Below are 16,937 nucleotides of genomic sequence, written 5' to 3' on the forward strand. Positions count from 1 at the left end.
CTCAAGCTGCCTCGACCGCCCTGCCGGTCACCGACTCGTAGTGCCCGACCAGCTCGGCACACACCGCGGGCCAGGTCCGGCCGAGCACGACCGACCGTGCCGTGCCGCCCAGCCGTGCCCGCAGGTCCGGATTCCGCAGCTGCTCGATCCGCTCGACCAGCTCGGCGGCGAACCCGCCGCGGTCGGCGGGCAACAGGTAGCCGGTACGGCCCTGCAGCACCAGGTCCTTCGGCCCGCCCGCGGCGGGCGCCAGTACCGGCAGGCCGGACGCCATCGCCTCCTGGACGGCCTGGCAGAACGTCTCGTGTGGTCCGGTGTGGACGAAGACGTCGAGGCTGGCGTAGGCGGTGGCCAGCTCGTCGCCGTAGCGGGCGCCGAGGAACTCCGCGCCGGGCAGGCGTTCCCGCAGGGCGGGCAGGTCGGGGCCGTCGCCGACGACCACCAGCTTCACCCCGGGCAGCCCGGCCAGCGGCGCGAGCCGGTCGACCTCCTTCTCCGGGGCGAGCCTGCCGACGAAGCCGACCAGCAGCTCCCCGCCGGGGGCCAGCCGGGCCCGCAGGCCGGGGTCGGCGTGCCGGGGGTCGAACCGTTCGACGTCCACTCCCCTGCCCCAGCGGTGCACCCGCGGGACGCCGTGTCCGCGCAGTTCCCGCACCGAGTCGGTGGACGGCGCCAGCGTGCGGTCGGCCCGCGAGTGCAGCCTGCGCACCCAGCGCCAGGCGGCGCGGGCGCCGAGGCCGAGGCCGTATGCGGCGGCGAAGCCTGCCACGTCGGTCTGGTACACGGCGATGCACGGCACACGCAGCCGCCGGGCGGCGGCCAGGCCGCGGGCGCCGACGACGAACGGCGAGGCCAGGTGCACGACGTCGGGCCGGAATCCGGCCAGCGCCGTCAGCACGGTACGGGTGGGCACACCGATCGGCAGCGAGCTGACCAGCGGCAGTTCCACCGCCGGAATGCGCACGACGGGCGCGCCGCGGTAGTTGTCGGGGCCGGCTCCGGGGGCGACCACCAGCACGTCGTGGGCACGGTCACGCAGGTGCTCGATGACCCGCAGGACGGAGTTGGTGACCCCGTTGACCTGCGGGAGAAAGCTCTCGGTGACGATGGCGATGCGCACGATCCCACTGTCGCACCGATGCGTGAACGGACCGTCAACTCCACCGGAACGCCAGTGTCTTCCGCCACTGGACACCTCAGCGTCGCGTTCCGGTCACCGAGGAGGCCCACTCTAAGACGGCGTGACCCTCTTGTCCTCCCGTCCGTCCCGTCCTGTCGAGCCCGGGCTGCTGTCCAGGGCGCTCGAGGTCGCGGGCCGACTGGCCAACGACGCGACCGACGTGATCACCGCCACGGCCGGGCGTGGCGCGCGCCCGGACACCAAGGACTCGCCGTTCGACTGGGTCACCGACACCGACCGCACGCTCGAACGGCACACCCGCAGGGTGCTGACCGCGGAGTTTCCCGGGATCCCCGTGGTCGGTGAGGAGTTCGGCGCGGACGTCGGCGCCGAGATGGCCGAGTACCGCTGGGTGGTCGACCCGGTGGACGGCACGGCCAACTACGTCGCCGGGATGCCCTGGTGTGCCTACAGCCTGGCGCTGGTCGACGCCTCGGGGCCGGTGGTCGGCGTGGTCGCCGACCCGTACCGGGCGCAGATCTACGCGGCCGCCCGCGGCCGGGGCGCACGGGCCAACGGGGCGCCGCTGCGGCTGTCGGACCGCGCCGTGACCGCGGGGTCGATCGTGTGCACCGAGCTGTCCCGGCGCGGCCCCTGGCCGGGAATGGGCGAGTTCATCGAACGGGCCGCGACGGCACACGCCGGAGTTCGCGTGCTGGGGTCGGCCGCGCTGTCGATCGCGCAGGTCGCGCTGGGGCACGCGGTGGCGGCGGTGCTGCACCGCTACCACGAGTGGGACGTCGCCGGTGCCGTGGCGATGGCCATCGAGGCGGGTGCCGTGGTGCTGGACCGCCGCGGCGAGGACGCCGCGCTGCCGGTGGACGGCCTGCTGGTCGCCGCACCGGGCGTCGCCGAGGACGTTCTGGCCTGGTGGCAGTCCGCGGACGCCTAGACCTTGGCGGCGCGCCTGCGGCGCAGGTACCACCAAAGCGCCGGGCCGGCGACGAGCCAGGTGATCAGGGCAGTACTGCCGACGGGCAGCAGCGTCACCAGCACCGACCGGCCGGCGACCCGGACCAGCTCCGGGTCGGTCACGTCGTACTCGACCCGCACCAGCTGCCCCGCCTCCAGCCCGGCCGGGTAGAGCACGCCGAGCGACGGGATGTGCGCGATGCCGTCGGGCGTCGAGTACCGCACGATCGTGCGGTCGAACGAGACCGACACCACCTCGGCGTCGGCCGTGCCCAGGTTGCCGGTGATGGCGTTGTCGTTACGGATCGCGGCGAACACCAGCGAGCCGCAGAGCAGCGTGATCACACACGCGACGCCGATCAGCACCCGCACGCCGATCGTCAGTACCCGCTCCCTGCGCCCCACCACGGGCCCGAGCATAAGCGAAGGCCGCCTTCGCCCCGCCGGGACGGGACGAAGACGGCCTCCGGACAACCCTCAGTGACCGTGCGAGTGGCCGTGGCCGTGCTCGGCGAACTGCTCGTGGGTCCGCTTGATCTTCTGGAACGACTTCGGCTCCGCCTGCTTGCCCGCGTGGGTCATCGCCACGGCGACCGGCGCCGCGCCGTTCGGGCTCGCCGCCGGCTTGCCCTTGCTGTAGATCCACACGTTGAACAGCTCGTCGAGCTGCTTGCCGGAGATCTTCTCGGCCAGCGCGATGAACTCGGGGATGGTGGCGTGGGTGCCCTTCTTCTCCACCTGCCAGGTCTTCAGGATGGTGAAGAAGTCCTCGTCACCGACGGCCTTGCGCAACGCGTGCACCGCCAGCGCGCCGCGGTCGTAGACGGCCGCGTCGAACTGCTTGTCCGCACCGGGGTCGGCCACCACGGTCTGCCAGATCGGGTGATCGGCCGGGTAGCTGTCGTACATGTACTGCGCCAGCTCGTCGGCCGTGCCCTCGCCGATGTTCTCCGACCACAGGAACTCGGCGTAGCTGGCGAAGCCCTCGTTCAGCCAGATGTCGCTCCACTTGCCCAGCGACACCGAGTCGCCGAACCACTGGTGCGCCACCTCGTGCGAGACCACCGAGGTGTTCGAGCCCCAGCGCCAGAAGCTGTTGCCGTACACCGACCGCGTCTGGTTCTCCAGCGCGAAGCCCAGTCCGTTGGAGGCGACGCCACCCTGCGCCTCGAACGGGTACGGCCCGAACTGGGTCGCCAGGAACTCGGTGACCTCGGGCGTCCGCTCGATGCTGGCCTTGGCGGCGGGCAGCAGCTCGCCCAGCGCCGGGTCGTAGGCCGAGAGGAACGGCTGCCCGCTCGGCGTGGTCGACTCCAGCACCTCGAACTTGCCGACGGCGATGAACGCCAGGTACGTCGTCTGCGGCTGGGTGCTGCGCCAGTTCCACCTGGTCCAGCCCGGCCGCTGCTGGGTCTTGCGGATCAGCCTGCCGTTGGAGATCGCCGACGAGCCGTTGGGCACCTCCACCGACACGTCGTAGGTCGCCTTGTCGGTCGGGTGGTCGTTGGCGGGGAACCACCACTCCGACGCCGCGGGCTCGTCGACCGCGAGGCCGCCGTCCGGGGTGCGCTTCCACGCGGTGAAGCCGTCGATCTTCACCGTCGACGGGGTGTCCGCGTAGCTGACGACGATGGTCAGCGGGGTGTTGCGGGCGATCGGCTTGGCCGGCCGCACCACCAGCTCGCTCGGGTCCTTCGGGTCGTTGGAGAACTGGGCGAGCGAATTGTTGACCCGCACAGAACTAACCTTCAACCCGAAATCCAGGTTGAAAGTTGACAAATCCTGCTTCGCGGTCGCCAGAATTGTGGTCTGACCGGACAGTTTGTCCGTCGTGGGCTGGTAGGTGAGCCGGATGTCGTAGTGCGCGACGTCGTATCCGCCGTTGCCCGCACCCGGGTAGTACGGGTCGCCGACACCGGGCGCACCAGGTGATGGGGCCGCGCTTGCCGAGGTGGCGAGCATGATCGTCGCTAGGCCGGTTGCCGCGGCGCCGATTCCGGCGCGCGTTCGAAGCCGCATGGATACCCTCCCGAGTCGAGGCGAAACGCCGTCGCAACCTATCCGGGAAATGGCCGGGGAGAAACAGCCGAAAGAAGGTTTCCTATCCCGTGAAAACCGGTTGCGACGGCGTTGTGCTCAGTGCCCGTGACCGTGCGCCGCGAACTCCTCGTGCAGACGTTCCATGGCCGCGAACGACGCCGGCGCGGCCACCGTCGCCACACCCGGCCCGTTCGGGCTCGTCGCCGGCTTGCCCTTGCTGTGGATCCAGGTCGCGAACACCTCGTCGAGCTGCTTGCCGGAGACCCGCTCGGCGTGCTCGGTGAACTCGGCGATCGTCGCGTGCGTGCCCTTCTTCCTCAGGTGCCAGCCACCGAGGATGGCGAAGAACGCCTTGTCACCAACGGCCTTGCGCAGGGCGTGCAGCGCCATCGCACCCCGCTCGTAGACGGCGGGGGCGAAGATGTTGCCCGGGTCGGACACCACGACCTGCCAGAACGGATCCTCGGTCGGGTACTTCTGGTAGAAGGCCTGCGCCAGCTCGTCGGCCGTGCCCTTGCCCCGCTGTTCCGACCACAGCCACTCGGCGTAGGTGGCGAAGCCCTCGTTCAGCCACATCTCGCGCCAGGTGGCGACGGAGACGGAGTCGCCGAACCACTGGTGGGCCACCTCGTGGGCGACGACCCACGCCGGGTCCGGGTTGCTCCAGAAGCTGGTGCCGTAGACGGACCGGGTCTGGTTCTCGATGGCGTAGCCGAAGCCGCTGGTGGCGACCCCGCCCAGCTCGGAGAACGGGTACGGGCCGAACTTCGACGCCAGGAAGTCGGTCACCCGCGGCGTGGTCTCGATGTGCTGCTTGGCGATCGGGAGCTGGGCGCCGAGCGCGCGGTCGTAGGCGGTGACGAACGGCAGGCCGCGTGGCGAGGTCTGCTCGTGCACCTCGAAGTCGCCAAGGGCGATGAACGCCAGGTAGCTGGCCTGCGGCTGGCTGCTGAGCCAGCTCCAGGTGGTCCAGCCCGGCCGCTGCGGGTACCGCCCGAGCAGCTTGCCGTTGGACAGCGCCGACGTGCCGTCGGGCACCGCGACCGAGACGTTGTAGGTCGCCTTGTCGGAGGGGTGGTCGTTGGACGGGAACCACCACTCGGCCGCCCTCGGCTGGTTGACCGAGAGGCCGCCGGAGGGCGTCCGGGTCCACGCGGTGCGGCCGTCCACCTTCACCTGCGACGGGATGCCGCTGTAGGTGACGACGACCCGCATCCGGTCGCCGTCCGGGATCGGCCGCGCCGGAGTGACGATCACCTCGCTCGGGTCCTTGGCGTCGTTGACGAACGTCGCCGGATGACCGCCGACCGTCACCACGCTGACGTCCAGCCCGAAGTCGAGGTTGAACGAGGACAGCTCCTGCGTGGCCGTGGCATCGATGGTGGTGCTGCCGGACAGCCGGTCGGTCGCCGGATCGTAGGTCAGGTCGATCCAGTAGTGCGACACGTCGTAGCCGCCGTTTCCGGCCCCCGGGTAGTACGGGTCACCCACCCCGGGCGCTCCCGGTGCCGGTGCCGCGCTCGCCGACGTCGCCAGGAGCACCGTCGCCATCCCCGCCGCGAGCGCGGTCGTGCCCGCACGCGTACTTCTGCGCATGTTCGATATCCCCACAGTTCGCTGAGCCACATTGGCGTAACGACGTTAACGCGGGGATCTTCAGTTTCGCTTCAGCCGACCGCGTCGGCGACCGCGTTCCGCAGCCGGGCGTGCAGCTCACGCCGGCCGGCGCGGTCCACCCGCACCTCGACCACCCGCAGGCCGGGCGCGGGGCGCAGTGCCTCGCGGAACTCCGCGCGGGAGTGCGCACGCAGGTAGGGCACCTGGTAGCCGGCACACAGCGCGCCGAGGTCGGCGCCGTGCGGGGTGCCGAAGACGCGCTCGAAGCTGTCGCTGTGCTCGGGCGCGCCCTGTTCGAGCAACGAGAAGATGCCGCCGCCGTCGTCGTTGACCACCACGATGGTCAGGTCCGGCCTGGTCTCCGCGGGCCCGGTGAGCAGGCCGTTGACGTCGTGCAGGAACGTCAGGTCGCCCAGCAGCGCGTAGGAGTGCCCGCGGTGCACGGTCGCCGCGCCCAGTGCGGTGGACACCGTGCCGTCGATGCCCGCCACCCCGCGGTTGCGGTGCACCAGCACGTCCGGCCGGATCCGGCAGGCCAGCGCGACGTCCCTGGTCGGGTTGGACGAGCCGACCACCAGCAGCGAGTCCGGTGGCACGGCGTCGACCAGCTCGGCGGCCACCCGCAGGCCGGTCGGCCACGGCTCGGCGGCCAGCACGCCGTTGACGGCCGCGGTCGCCGCGGCGTCCGCCCGCTGCCACAGGGCCAGCCACTCGGGGTCGGCGGGTTTGGTGGGTTCGGCGAACCACTGGCCCACCTGGCGCACGTTGTGTGCGGGAGCGGGCCAGTCGGAGTCGGGCCGGACCAGCAGGACCTCGACGTCGGCGTCCGAGAGCAGGGCCTGGACCTGGCGGAACACGGTCGGCCTGCCCAGGCAGAGCACCTGCTCGGGCTTGTGCCGGTCGAGGAACTCTCGAACCCCCAGCAGCCAGGTACCCGAGCCGATCCCGGTCGCACCGGCCAGGCCCAGCCCGCCGGTTTCCGAGACGACCGGCCAGCCGTGCTGCTCGGCCCACTCGTTCGCGGCGTGCACGCCGGTGTCGCAGGCGATGACCAGCCCGTGCCGCGCCGACGGCACGACGAACGCGGGCAGGGCGCCGAAGTCGGGCAGCTCGGTCCAGCGCTCCCCGCCGGGGCGGCCCTCCAGCGACTCGAACCAGTCGCCGTCCTCGGCGTCGGGCACCAGCGGCTCGCGGAACGGGATGTTCAGGTGCACCGGCCCGCTGCGCCACTCGCCGTAGGCGGCGTTCCAGGCCCGGCAGATCTGGCTGCGCCAGTAGGAGTTCTGGCCACCCTTGCGTTCGGCGACGGCCAGCTCGTCGCTGTAGCGCACGGCCGTTCCGTAGATGCCCCGCTGGTCGACGACCTGGCTGGCACCCGCCGCACGCAGCTCCGGCGGCCGGTCGGCGGTGAGCACGATCAGCGGCACGCCGGCCCGGTCGGCCTCCAGCACGGCCGGGTGAAAGTTCGCCGACGCCGTCCCGGACGTGCACACCACGGCGACCGGACGGCCCGTTCGCGCGGCGATGCCGAGCGCGAGGAACGCGGCGCTGCGCTCGTCGATGCGGACGTGCAGGGTAAGCCTGCCCGCCGCGGCGGCGTGGTAGAGCGCGATCGACAGCGGGGCGTTGCGCGAGCCGGGGCAGAGCACGACGTGGGAGACGGTGTTGCGGACGAGTTCGTCCACGATGACCCTGGCCTGAGCGGTGGACGGATTCACCAGGCGTCCCTCCTGGGCGCGCGGGGTCGGCCATCCTTACTCAAACGCACACGTCCTATTCTCGCAAACGTGGATGACTCGCAGGTTTCCGAGCTGTTCGACCCGGCCGCGTGGACCACGGTCGAAGGCTTCGACTTCACCGACATCACCTACCACCGCTCGGCTGAGGTCCGCTCGGGCAAGCGGGTCGCCCGGGTCGCGTTCGACCGGCCGGACGTACGCAACGCGTTCCGGCCGCACACCGTGGACGAGCTGTACCGCGCACTCGACCACGCCAGGATGAGCTCCGACGTCGGCTGTGTCCTGCTCACCGGGAACGGACCGTCGCCGCGCGACGGCGGCTGGGCGTTCTGTTCCGGTGGTGACCAGCGTATTCGCGGCCGGGCCGGCTATCAGTACGCGAGCGGGGAGACGTCGGACACCATCGACCCCGCGCGTGCGGGCAGGCTGCACATCCTGGAGGTGCAGCGGCTCATCCGGTTCATGCCGAAAGTCGTGGTCGCGGTGGTTCCCGGCTGGGCGGCAGGCGGCGGGCACTCGCTGCACGTGGTGTGCGATCTCACGCTCGCCTCGGCCGAGCACGCGCGGTTCAAGCAGACCGACGCCGACGTCGGCTCGTTCGACGGCGGGTACGGCTCGGCCTACCTGGCCCGCCAGGTCGGGCAGAAGTTCGCGCGGGAGATCTTCTTCCTCGGCCGGTCCTACACCGCGGAGCAGATGCACGCGATGGGCGCGGTCAACGAGGTCGTTCCGCACGCCGACCTGGAGCGGGTCGCGCTGGAGTGTGCGTGGGAGATCAACGGCAAGTCGCCGACGGCGCAGCGCATGCTGAAGTACGCGTTCAACCTGATCGACGACGGCCTGGTCGGCCAGCAGCTGTTCGCCGGTGAGACCACCCGGCTGGCCTACATGCAGGACGAGGCCGTCGAGGGCAGGGACTCGTTCCTGGAGAAGCGGGCGCCGGACTGGTCGGCGTTCCCGTACTACTACTGATGCGGGTACTGGAGATGGACGGCGGGCCGGAGGCGGTCCGCTCGCTGACGAGTGCGCTGGCAGCCGCGCTGGAGGGCGGACCGGCAGTGCTGCCCTCCAGTTCGGGGGCAATAACCACCGCCATGGCGCCCGAGCGGCCCGTCGAGCCGGGCACGGCCGTCGTCATCGCCACCTCCGGCTCGACCGGGGAACCGAAGGGCGTGCTGCTGTCGGCGGCCGCGCTGCGAGCGTCCGCCGAGGCGACGCACGCGCGGCTGGGGGGTCCGGGCCGGTGGCTGCTCGCCACCCCGGCCCAGTACGTCGGCGGCCTGCAGGTGCTGGTCCGCTCGCTGGTGGCAGGCACCGAGCCCGAGGTGCTCGACCTGTCGAAGGGCTTCTCCCCCGAGGCGTTCGCGGCCGCGGTGCGGGGCATGGGCGAGGGACCCCGCTACTCGGCGCTGGTGCCGACCCAGCTGACCCGGCTGGTGGAGGCACGGGTCGACCTGTCCGGGCTGGACGCCATCGTGCTCGGCGGGGCCGCGCTCGACCCGCTGCTGCGCGAGCGGGCCGTTCGCGCGGGTACCCGGGTGATCTCGGCCTACGGCATGAGCGAGACCGCGAGCGGCTGCGTCTACGACGGCGTCCCGCTGGACGGCGTGCGGGTCCGGCTCGGTGACGGTGACCGGGTGGAGATCGCCGGGCCGACGCTGGCCCACGGCTACCGGCTGCGGCCGGACCTGACCGCCGAGGCGTTCGCGGGCGGCTGGTTCCGCACCACCGACGTCGGCAGGCTGCGGGACGGGCGGCTGGAGGTTCTCGGGCGGGCCGACGACGTCATCAACACCGGCGGAGTGAAGGTCGCGCCCGCGCTGGTCGAGCGGGCACTGACCGGTCATCCGGCGGTACGGGCGGCCTGCGTCGTCGGGCTGCCGGACGCCGAGTGGGGGCAGCGGGTCGAGGCGGTGCTGGTCGCCGACGATCCGCTGCCGGTCGACGAGCTGCGTGCCTTGGTGCGGCAGGCCGCCGGTGCGCCGGCCGTGCCGAAGCGGTTCCTCGCCGTGCCCGCGCTGCCGCTGCGCGGGCCGGGGAAGGTGGACCGGTCGGCCGTTACAGCCCTGCTGACCGATTGACGTCGCAACGGCGCAAAGCTCGTGACGGCCTCTGCCGTGAAGGGGGCCCTCACGGCATCAGACGCCACCACATCCGCCCTCACGCCGAAACACCCACCCCACCAGTCCCAGCCGCCACCACGAACGAGACAACCCGCCAAGCCTCGAAGCACGTGAAGGCCACCTTCACTACGTGAGACGTCAGGATCCCGGCAAAGTCCGGGTGCTGTGTGCCCCCAATGTGGCATTGGGGGAGTTCAAGTTCCCCAATGCCACATTGGGGAACTTTGCTGGATCTCTTTCGTGGTGACGGCTGCGTCTGTTGGGCGGATGTGACTGGTGAGGCCGCGACCCCAGGACGGGGTGTTCGTGAAGGCCACCTTCCGTGGCAAGCATGCCGTGAAGGGGGCCCTCACGGCATGAGACGCCGTGAGTGCGGCCTTCACGGCATCGAGGCCACCACACCAGCCCCACCAGTCACACCCGTAAGGCAGCGCCTGACAACCGACTTCGCCGCGGCCGTGACGTCAGACGTAATGAAGGTGGCCTTCACGTGCCTTGCCGGGCACGCGCACCGGCCGGGATCGGGTAACACTTTCGGTCGAGGTGCCCGGCCAGGCTCGTTGACGGGCGCCGTCTGCCGGTTTTGGGTGGTTTCCCGTGATCGGTAGATGCCTCGCTGTTGTCGTTCTCGTCGCCGGCTTCCTCACCGCCCCGGGCATACCGGCCTGGTCCGCTCCCGCTGATCCCACCCTCACCGTGCACGACCTGCCCGTTCGCGAGTTCGGCACCGTGGTCGACACGGTCACCGTCAGCGGCGGCGGCGAGGTGGACGTTCGTGGCCGCACCGCGGACGGTCAGTGGACCGAGTGGGTCCCGGCGGCGCCGGAGGCCGTCCTGCCTGCCCGTTCGGTCGCCGTGCAGGCGCGAGTGGTCCGGCCACGTGCCGGGGAGCCACGAGTGGACGTGCACGCGCGGTTCACCGGGCGAGCGGGCCGGATCGACAGCGACCTGGCCACCTATCGCGTGTTCGCCACCAGGGAGGGCCTGGTGGGCGGCAAGACCGCGAACGGGCACATCATCACCCAGCGGGACCATTTCGTGGCGCTGCCGTCGCGACGCGGCCTGTCCGCCCGCGCGGGCGGCGACTACACGGTGCGGGTGTGCACCACCGACGGCGCGCGGTGCGAGTGGGCACCGGTGTGGGACGTCGGGCCGTGGAACACCAAGGACGACTACTGGAACCTCGGCCGCGCGTCCTGGCCCGACCTGCCCAGGGGTATGCCGCAGGCACAGGCCGCCTACCAGAAGGGCCACAACGGCGGGAAGGACCAGTTCGGCCGCAAGGTCGCCAACCCGGCCGGGATCGACCTCGCCGACGGCACGTTCTGGGACGGGCTGAAGCTGAAGACGAACGCGTGGGTGGACGTCACCTACGAGTGGACCGGTCAGTGGCGTGGCGGGACCGTGATGACCGTTGCCGGTGATCACCTGAACGTGCGGGACGGCACGAACAGCGCCGCCAGGCAGGTCGGGATCGCCGCCCGGCACGCCCGGATCCCGGTGGAATGCGCCGAGGCGGGCGAGCTGGTCGACGGCACCCAGGGCAGCACCGACCAGTGGCTGCGGCTGACGCCCGGCCGGTACGTCTCGGCGGCCTACGTCCGGACCGAGCAGACGCCCGCACCCTGCTGATCTCCCCCGATCGGGGCAGGTGAGAATGGCCGTATGGCGGCTGTGAGTGAGTGGGTCGAGGGGGCGCGCCCGCGGACGCTGCCCAATGCCATCGCGCCGGTGGTGGCCGGGGTCGGAGCGGCGGTGGCGCTGGACGCCTTCTCCTGGTGGCAGTCGCTGCTGGCGCTGGCCGTCTCGCTGGCGCTGATCATCGGCGTGAACTACGCCAACGACTACTCCGACGGCGTGCGCGGCACCGACGACAACCGCGTCGGTCCGCTACGACTGGTCGGCTCGGGTACGGCGTCGCCGCGAGCGGTCCTCTCGGCCGCGCTGGTGTCGCTGGGCCTGGCCGGGGTGCTCGGGCTGCTGCTGGTGGCCGTGACCGGGCGCTGGTGGCTGCTGGCGATGGGTGCGCTGTGCCTGGCCGGTGCGTGGTTCTACACCGGCGGGCGGCGGCCGTACGGCTACCACGGCTTCGGCGAGGTGGCCGTGTTCCTGTTCTTCGGCCTGGCCGGGGTGCTCGGGACGGTGTACGTGCAGGCCGGGACGCTGAGCTGGACGGCGGCCGGGTGCGCGGTGGCGGTCGGCTGCCTGTCGACAGCGGTGCTGACCGCGAACAACCTGCGGGACATCCCGACCGACACCGCGTCCGGCAAGCGCACGCTGGCCGTGCGGCTGGGCGACACCGGCACCCGGCGGCTCTACCTGGTGCTGGTGACCGTGCCGTACCTGGTGAGCTTCGCGCTGGGCATCGGCAACCCGGCGCTGGTGCTGGCGGTGATCTCCAGCGCGCTGCTGATCCGCCCGGTGCGGGTGATGCTCTCCGACGCCACCGGCCCGGCGCTGATCCCGGTCCTGAAGGACACCGGCCTGGCCATGCTCGCCTGGGCGGCCCTCACCACGCTGGCCCTGTCGGTCACCTGACCCGCTACGGAACGGGCGGCGGGGCGAACTTGCCGGTCGCCAGGAAGTCGCGGATGGCCGCCGTGTGCGGGGCCAGGTCGAGGGACTGCTCCGCCACCCAGGCGTCGTCGTAGTAGGTGTGGGCGTAGCGGTCGCCGCCGTCGCACAGCAACGTCACCACGCTGCCCGCCTGCCCCTCGGCGACCATCCGGGAGATGATCTGGAACGCCGCGTACAGGTTGGTCCCGGTCGACCCGCCCGCCCAGTGCCCGGTGTGCTCCCGCAGCAGCCGGATCGCCGCGATGGACCCGGCGTCGGGCACCTGGAACATCTCGTCGATCACACTCGGCACGAACGACGGCTCCACCCTCGGCCTGCCGATGCCCTCGATCCGCGACGGCTTGCCGGTCGTGTGGTCCAGCCGCCTGGTCTGCCAGGCGCCGTAGAACGCCGAGTTCTCCGGGTCGGCGACGGCGATCTTCGTCGTGTGCCGCCGGTAGCGGACGTAGCGGCCGAACGTCGCGCTCGTCCCGCCCGTGCCGGCGCCCACCACGATCCACGCGGGCACCGGGTGCCGCTCGGCCCGCAGTTGGGCGAACACCGACTCGGCGATGTTGTTGTTGCCCCGCCAGTCGGTGGCCCGCTCGGCATAGGTGAACTGGTCGAGGTAGTGGCCGTTGCACTCGGCGGCCAGCCGCTCGGCCTCCGGATACATGTCCGACGGCACGTCCACGAAGTGACACTCGCCGCCGTAGAACTCGATCAGCGCGATCTTCTCCGGGCTGGTCCTGCGCGGCACCACGGTGACGAACCGCAGCCCCAGCATCCGCGCGAAGTACGCCTCGGACACCGCCGTCGACCCGCTGGACGCCTCGATCAGCACCGTTTCCGGCCCGATCTGCCCGTTGACCAGGCCGTACAGCAGCAGCGAACGGGCCAGCCGGTGCTTCAAAGACCCGGTCGGGTGAACAGACTCGTCTTTCAGGTAAAGATCCACGCCCCATTCCGGCGGCAGGGGAAACACGTGCAGGTGAGTGTCCGCGCTGCGGTTGGCGTCGGCCTCGATGATCCGGACGGCCTCGCGCACCCAGGCGCGGTTCATTCGGTGACTTCCTCGCCCCGCAACTGCGCCCGCAGCTTGGCCCGCTCCCGCGCCCGGTCCTTGTTGCGGGCGGCCAGCGCCGCGGTGACCCGCGCGTTCAGCCCGCGCAGCACCAGCATGCCCAGCGGCAGCCCGACGACCAGCCCGACCATCACGGCCACCAGCAACGGCACCCCGGCCAGCGTCAACCCGGCGGCGACCACCGCGACCAGGGCGAACCTGGCCACCACGTACAGCGTCAGATCCCGAGCCAGATGGGGTTCACTCACAGTCCGCCAGGCTACGCGCCGCCGTCGGCAGGGGTCTCGAACCCCTCGTTGTTGGGTCGGCCCTCGAACCGGGTGGACAGCACGACGGTCGTCCGCGTGCGGGCGACGCCGGGGATGCGCCGCAGCCGCCCGAGCGTGCGCTCCAGATCGTCGACGGTGGGCACCCGCACCTTCACCACGAACGCCTCGTCGCCGGCCACCGCGTAGCAGCTTTCCACCTCCGCCAGCTCGCCGAGCGCCTCGGCGACCTCCTCGTCGGCGGCGGTGTCGGTGGGCTGGATGCCGACCAGGGCCGTCACCCCCAGCCCGACCAGGCGCGGGTCGACGACGGCGTGGTAGCCGGTGATGACGCCGGCCGCCTCCAGCTTCCCGACCCGCTCGTGCACGGACGACGCCGACAGGCCCACGGTGCGGCCCAGCTCGGCGTAGGTGGCCCTGCCGTTCTCCCGGAGGGCGGCGATGATCTGTCGATCCAGCATGTCCACCCGGCACACCCTAGAGGTGTCGAGTACGACCGCTTTGTCCCTTACTACCTCTTTACCCTTCGACAACCGTTCGAGTACCTGGAGGGTGAGATGCCACGATTGCCCCTATCCGGAATGGGTAGAAGGAGGCACGAGATGACCACGAGCACCGGCGGTCGGCTGCTGACCCCTGGCGAGGTGGCCTCGCTGTTCAGGGTGGACCCCAAGACCGTGACCCGCTGGGCCACCGCGGGCCGGATCGGCTCGATCCGCACGCCGGGTGGACACCGTCGATTCCGCGAGGCCGAGGTCAACCAGCTGCTGGCCGAGCTGACCACCGACGCCGAGCGTCCGTAGCACTTCCGAAACCGATCCCTCCGGCACCGAACCCGGCAAAAGGGTTAACCTCGTGGGACCAAGTTTGTCCCCCAGCCGGAAGGAGCGAGCATGCTCTACCTGCTCGCGGCGGTCGGAGCGCTCACCATCGCGTTCATCCTGTGGCGCGCGTTCGGCCCCGAGCGCACCGGCGTACCTTCGAGCCGGCCGACGCTCGCACCCGACGACGACCCGGACTTCCTGCGCAGGCTCAACGAGCAGCAGCGCAAGGACGAAGAGGAAAAGTAAACCGGTCCTTTACCGTTGGATGGCGAAGCCGTCCGCGACAGTGGCCGCCAGCTCCAGCAGAGCCAGCCTGGTCTCCGGGTTCAGCCGGTCCAGTTCGATCTCCGCGCCTTCCTCGAGGTGCGGATCGAACGGGATCCGGACCACCCCGCGCACCCGCGCCGCGAAGTGCGCGGACAGCTTGTCCAGGTCGACCGAGCCACCCTTCGGACGCACCGAGTTGATCACCGCGACCGAGCGTTTCACCAGGTCACCGTAGCCGTGGGCGTCCAGCCAGTCGACCGTCGCCGACGCGCTGCGGGCCCCGTCGACCGACCCGGACGACACGATGACCAGTGCGTCGGCGACGTCCAGGACACCCTTCATGGCCGAGTGCATCAGGCCGGTCCCGCAGTCGGTCAGCACGATGTTGTAGAAGTGCTCCAGCAGCGTCACCGTGCGCCGGTAGTCGTCCTCCGAGAACGCCTCCGACACCGCCGGGTCCTGCTCGCTGGCGAGGATCTCCAGGCGGCTCGACCCCTGTGAGGTGTACGACCGGACGTCGCTGTACCGGGTGATCTTGTCGGCGTCCCGCAGCAGGTGCCGGACGGTCGCCGTGGTCTCGATCGGGATCTTCTGCGACAGCGTGCCGCGGTCCGGGTTGGCGTCGACGGCCACCACCCGGTCACCCCGCAGCGACGCGAACGTCGAGCCCAGCGTGGTCGTCGTGGTGGTCTTGCCCACACCGCCCTTGAGGCTGAGCATGGCGATCTTGAAGCACCCGCGCAGTGGCTGGTTGACCCGCGCGATCAGCTCCCTGCGGTGCCGGTCGGCCGGGCTCTCCCCCGGGTTGATCAGCTTGCCCGACCCGAGGTAGACGGCCTTGCGCCAGCCCGACTGCGGCTTGCGCTTCACCGGCCGGACCAGGTGCGCCGAGGACAGGTCGTCGCCCATGGCGTGCCTGCCGCCGGGCTGCGGCAGCGGCGGCGGAGGCCCCTGCTGCTGCATCGGCGCGGGCGGGACGGGCGGCAGCGGCGGCCCGGCGGGCTGCGACGGCTGCGGCAGCACCGGCCCCTGCTGCTGCATGGGCGCGGGTGGGGGCACCTGCTGCTGCGGGTTGATCGGCGGGAGGTTCTGGTCGTACGGCATCGCGTACGGCCGCTGGTAGCCCGCCGCGGGCTGCTCCGGGTGCGGGGTCGAGTCGGTGGCCTTCTCCTCGTCGAACAGGGACTCGTCAGCGGGCTGCTGCCCAGGTGGAGGCGCCCACTGGGTGGGCGCCTCGGACGTCAGCCCGTCCTGCTGCTCCTGCTGCGGGGCGGGCGCCGACTCCTCGCCAGGTCCGGTCACCGTCGTGGTCCTCCAACTACGTCAGCTGTACCACCCGACGGTAGACCGCTCCGGTGATCTCTGTCAGCTCACCCCGGCGTAGGAGTGCAGACCGACGGTGACCAGGTTCACGAAGAACAGGTTGAACACGGTAGCCGAGAAGCCCAGGACGTTGATGATCGCCGCCCGGTTGCCCCGCCACCCGGCGGTGGCCCGCGAGTGCAGGTAGGCCGCGTAGATGACCCAGGCGATGAACGCGACGGTCTCCTTGGGGTCCCAGCCCCAGAACCGGCCCCACGCGGCCTCGGCCCAGATGCCACCGGCGATGACGCCGAAGGTGAACACCGGGAAGGCGAACACCGTGGTCCGGTAGGCGATGCGGTCCAGCACCTCCAGCGACGGCAGGCGCGGGCCGAACTTCGCCAGCTTGTCCGGGTTGCGCTCGTGCCGCGACCGCATCAGGTACAGCACGCTGGCCACGCCGGGCACCAGGAAAACGCCCGAGCCGATGACGGCGGCGGACACGTGGATGATGATCCAGTACGACTGCAGCGGCGGGGTCAGCGGCGACGGCTCGGCGTAGAGCAGCGACCCGCCGATCCACATCAGCATGACCACCGGGAACAGCACGAACGCCGACAGGTGCCGCACCGGCGACTTACGCAGCACCACGAGCCAGGTCACCACGCCGACCAGGCAGATGGCGCTGATGTACTCGTGCATGTTGCTCCACGGCACCCGCTGGGTGGCCACGCCACGCAGCACCAGCGACGCCAGGTGCAGCAGCGCGGCGAGCACCGTGAGGGCCGCGCCCATCCGGCCGATCCGCTCGGCCCTGCCCCGCTCGGGCTCCTGGGGTACGTCGGTCGTCTCGACCTCGTCCGGACCGCCCGCACCGGCGAGCACGCGGGTGCGGGCCGCGGCCTGCCTGCCCTTGCGCCCGAAGGACTGCTCGAACAGGAAGAACAGCATGGCGAGCACGTAGATGGCGACGGCGGTGGTGTACGCCCAGTCGCCGTACTGGCCCAGCGTCTCGTTGACCGGCATC

The 16,937-nt window shown here is 71.2% G+C and carries 17 protein-coding genes; 7 read left to right on the top strand and 10 right to left on the bottom strand.

Features of this window, described 5'->3' with window-relative positions; genetic code table 11:
- Position 1 precedes the first annotated feature (1 nt).
- Positions 2 to 1,120, bottom strand: coding sequence for a glycosyltransferase family 4 protein (locus EWH70_RS09840; RefSeq protein WP_165436216.1), 1,119 nt, complete (start codon positions 1,118 to 1,120; stop codon positions 2 to 4).
- 121 nt (positions 1,121 to 1,241) lie between these two features.
- Here EWH70_RS09840 and EWH70_RS09845 point away from each other — a divergent pair, with 121 nt between their 5' ends.
- A complete protein-coding gene (locus tag EWH70_RS09845) occupies positions 1,242 to 2,072 on the top strand; it encodes an inositol monophosphatase family protein (RefSeq protein ID WP_130474986.1) in 831 nt (276 codons plus the stop codon).
- Here the strand turns inward: EWH70_RS09845 and EWH70_RS09850 are convergent.
- The 4 genes from EWH70_RS09850 to menD all read right to left on the bottom strand — a co-directional run bounded on the left by EWH70_RS09850 (position 2,069) and on the right by menD (position 7,467).
- Positions 2,069 to 2,500, bottom strand: coding sequence for a DUF3592 domain-containing protein (locus EWH70_RS09850; protein WP_240686897.1), 432 nt, complete (start codon positions 2,498 to 2,500; stop codon positions 2,069 to 2,071). The two genes, EWH70_RS09845 and EWH70_RS09850, sit on opposite strands and share 4 nt — an antisense overlap.
- Before the next feature lie 69 nt (positions 2,501 to 2,569).
- On the bottom strand, positions 2,570 to 4,111 hold the full coding sequence (locus tag EWH70_RS09855) for a M1 family metallopeptidase (RefSeq protein WP_130474988.1): 1,542 nt from the start codon (positions 4,109 to 4,111) through the stop codon (positions 2,570 to 2,572).
- 117 nt (positions 4,112 to 4,228) lie between these two features.
- The gene (locus EWH70_RS09860) at positions 4,229 to 5,728 is read right to left on the bottom strand and encodes a M1 family metallopeptidase (RefSeq protein WP_130474989.1); all 1,500 of its coding nucleotides are present in this window, start codon (positions 5,726 to 5,728) and stop codon (positions 4,229 to 4,231) included.
- A gap of 71 nt (positions 5,729 to 5,799) precedes the next feature.
- Positions 5,800 to 7,467: a 2-succinyl-5-enolpyruvyl-6-hydroxy-3-cyclohexene-1-carboxylic-acid synthase gene (gene menD, locus EWH70_RS09865; protein ID WP_130474990.1), complete on the bottom strand. Its 1,668-nt coding sequence runs from the start codon at positions 7,465 to 7,467 to the stop codon at positions 5,800 to 5,802.
- A gap of 69 nt (positions 7,468 to 7,536) precedes the next feature.
- Here menD and EWH70_RS09870 point away from each other — a divergent pair, with 69 nt between their 5' ends.
- The 4 genes from EWH70_RS09870 (at position 7,537) to EWH70_RS09885 (ending at position 12,149) form a co-directional block, all read left to right on the top strand.
- The gene (locus EWH70_RS09870; RefSeq protein ID WP_130474991.1) at positions 7,537 to 8,460 is read left to right on the top strand and encodes a 1,4-dihydroxy-2-naphthoyl-CoA synthase; all 924 of its coding nucleotides are present in this window, start codon (positions 7,537 to 7,539) and stop codon (positions 8,458 to 8,460) included.
- Positions 8,460 to 9,569 (top strand): o-succinylbenzoate--CoA ligase, encoded by a 1,110-nt coding sequence (menE, locus tag EWH70_RS09875; protein ID WP_130474992.1) that lies wholly within the window; start codon positions 8,460 to 8,462, stop codon positions 9,567 to 9,569. Before EWH70_RS09870 ends, menE begins: the two co-directional genes overlap by 1 nt.
- Before the next feature lie 639 nt (positions 9,570 to 10,208).
- On the top strand, positions 10,209 to 11,243 hold the full coding sequence (locus tag EWH70_RS09880; RefSeq protein ID WP_130474993.1) for a hypothetical protein: 1,035 nt from the start codon (positions 10,209 to 10,211) through the stop codon (positions 11,241 to 11,243).
- 33 nt (positions 11,244 to 11,276) lie between these two features.
- Complete coding sequence (locus EWH70_RS09885; RefSeq protein WP_130474994.1) at positions 11,277 to 12,149, top strand: 1,4-dihydroxy-2-naphthoate polyprenyltransferase; 873 nt, start codon at positions 11,277 to 11,279, stop codon at positions 12,147 to 12,149.
- A gap of 4 nt (positions 12,150 to 12,153) precedes the next feature.
- On the opposite strand, the gene cds1 is transcribed toward EWH70_RS09885, so the two are convergent.
- The 3 genes from cds1 to EWH70_RS09900 are packed head-to-tail and all read right to left on the bottom strand — an operon-like array spanning position 12,154 to position 13,984.
- Positions 12,154 to 13,230 (bottom strand): L-cysteine desulfhydrase Cds1, encoded by a 1,077-nt coding sequence (cds1, locus tag EWH70_RS09890; RefSeq protein ID WP_130474995.1) that lies wholly within the window; start codon positions 13,228 to 13,230, stop codon positions 12,154 to 12,156.
- Positions 13,227 to 13,499, bottom strand: coding sequence for a DUF4229 domain-containing protein (locus tag EWH70_RS09895; RefSeq protein WP_130474996.1), 273 nt, complete (start codon positions 13,497 to 13,499; stop codon positions 13,227 to 13,229). Before EWH70_RS09895 ends, cds1 begins: the two co-directional genes overlap by 4 nt.
- Before the next feature lie 11 nt (positions 13,500 to 13,510).
- The gene (locus EWH70_RS09900; protein ID WP_130474997.1) at positions 13,511 to 13,984 is read right to left on the bottom strand and encodes an Lrp/AsnC family transcriptional regulator; all 474 of its coding nucleotides are present in this window, start codon (positions 13,982 to 13,984) and stop codon (positions 13,511 to 13,513) included.
- A gap of 135 nt (positions 13,985 to 14,119) precedes the next feature.
- Here EWH70_RS09900 and EWH70_RS09905 point away from each other — a divergent pair, with 135 nt between their 5' ends.
- Entirely contained in the window at positions 14,120 to 14,320 is a 201-nt protein-coding gene (locus EWH70_RS09905; protein ID WP_130474998.1) for a BldC family transcriptional regulator, read from the top strand.
- Positions 14,321 to 14,410: 90 nt separating this feature from the next.
- Positions 14,411 to 14,587 (top strand): hypothetical protein, encoded by a 177-nt coding sequence (locus EWH70_RS35430; RefSeq protein WP_165436217.1) that lies wholly within the window; start codon positions 14,411 to 14,413, stop codon positions 14,585 to 14,587.
- A gap of 9 nt (positions 14,588 to 14,596) precedes the next feature.
- Here EWH70_RS35430 and EWH70_RS09910 read toward each other — a convergent pair whose 3' ends face one another.
- Entirely contained in the window at positions 14,597 to 15,910 is a 1,314-nt protein-coding gene (locus tag EWH70_RS09910; protein ID WP_130474999.1) for a MinD/ParA family ATP-binding protein, read from the bottom strand.
- A gap of 63 nt (positions 15,911 to 15,973) precedes the next feature.
- Entirely contained in the window at positions 15,974 to 16,936 is a 963-nt protein-coding gene (gene ccsB / locus EWH70_RS09915) for a c-type cytochrome biogenesis protein CcsB (protein WP_130475000.1), read from the bottom strand.
- Position 16,937: the final 1 nt, after the last annotated feature.

It is taken from the genome of Amycolatopsis suaedae (assembly GCF_004214935.1).
Lineage (GTDB): Bacteria > Actinomycetota > Actinomycetes > Mycobacteriales > Pseudonocardiaceae > Amycolatopsis > Amycolatopsis suaedae.

Excerpts from the sequence above, each read along its gene's own strand:
- EWH70_RS09855 (WP_130474988.1), bottom strand. The coding sequence starts at position 4,111 with ATGCGGCTTCGAACGCGCGCCGGAATCGGCGCCGCGGCAACCGGCCTA.
- EWH70_RS09860 (WP_130474989.1), bottom strand. The coding sequence starts at position 5,728 with ATGCGCAGAAGTACGCGTGCGGGCACGACCGCGCTCGCGGCGGGGATG.
- menE (WP_130474992.1), top strand. The coding sequence starts at position 8,460 with ATGCGGGTACTGGAGATGGACGGCGGGCCGGAGGCGGTCCGCTCGCTG.
- EWH70_RS09885 (WP_130474994.1), top strand. The coding sequence starts at position 11,277 with ATGGCGGCTGTGAGTGAGTGGGTCGAGGGGGCGCGCCCGCGGACGCTG.
- cds1 (WP_130474995.1), bottom strand. The coding sequence starts at position 13,230 with ATGAACCGCGCCTGGGTGCGCGAGGCCGTCCGGATCATCGAGGCCGAC.
- EWH70_RS09905 (WP_130474998.1), top strand. The coding sequence starts at position 14,120 with ATGACCACGAGCACCGGCGGTCGGCTGCTGACCCCTGGCGAGGTGGCC.
- EWH70_RS35430 (WP_165436217.1), top strand. The coding sequence starts at position 14,411 with ATGCTCTACCTGCTCGCGGCGGTCGGAGCGCTCACCATCGCGTTCATC.
- ccsB (WP_130475000.1), bottom strand. The coding sequence starts at position 16,936 with ATGCCGGTCAACGAGACGCTGGGCCAGTACGGCGACTGGGCGTACACC.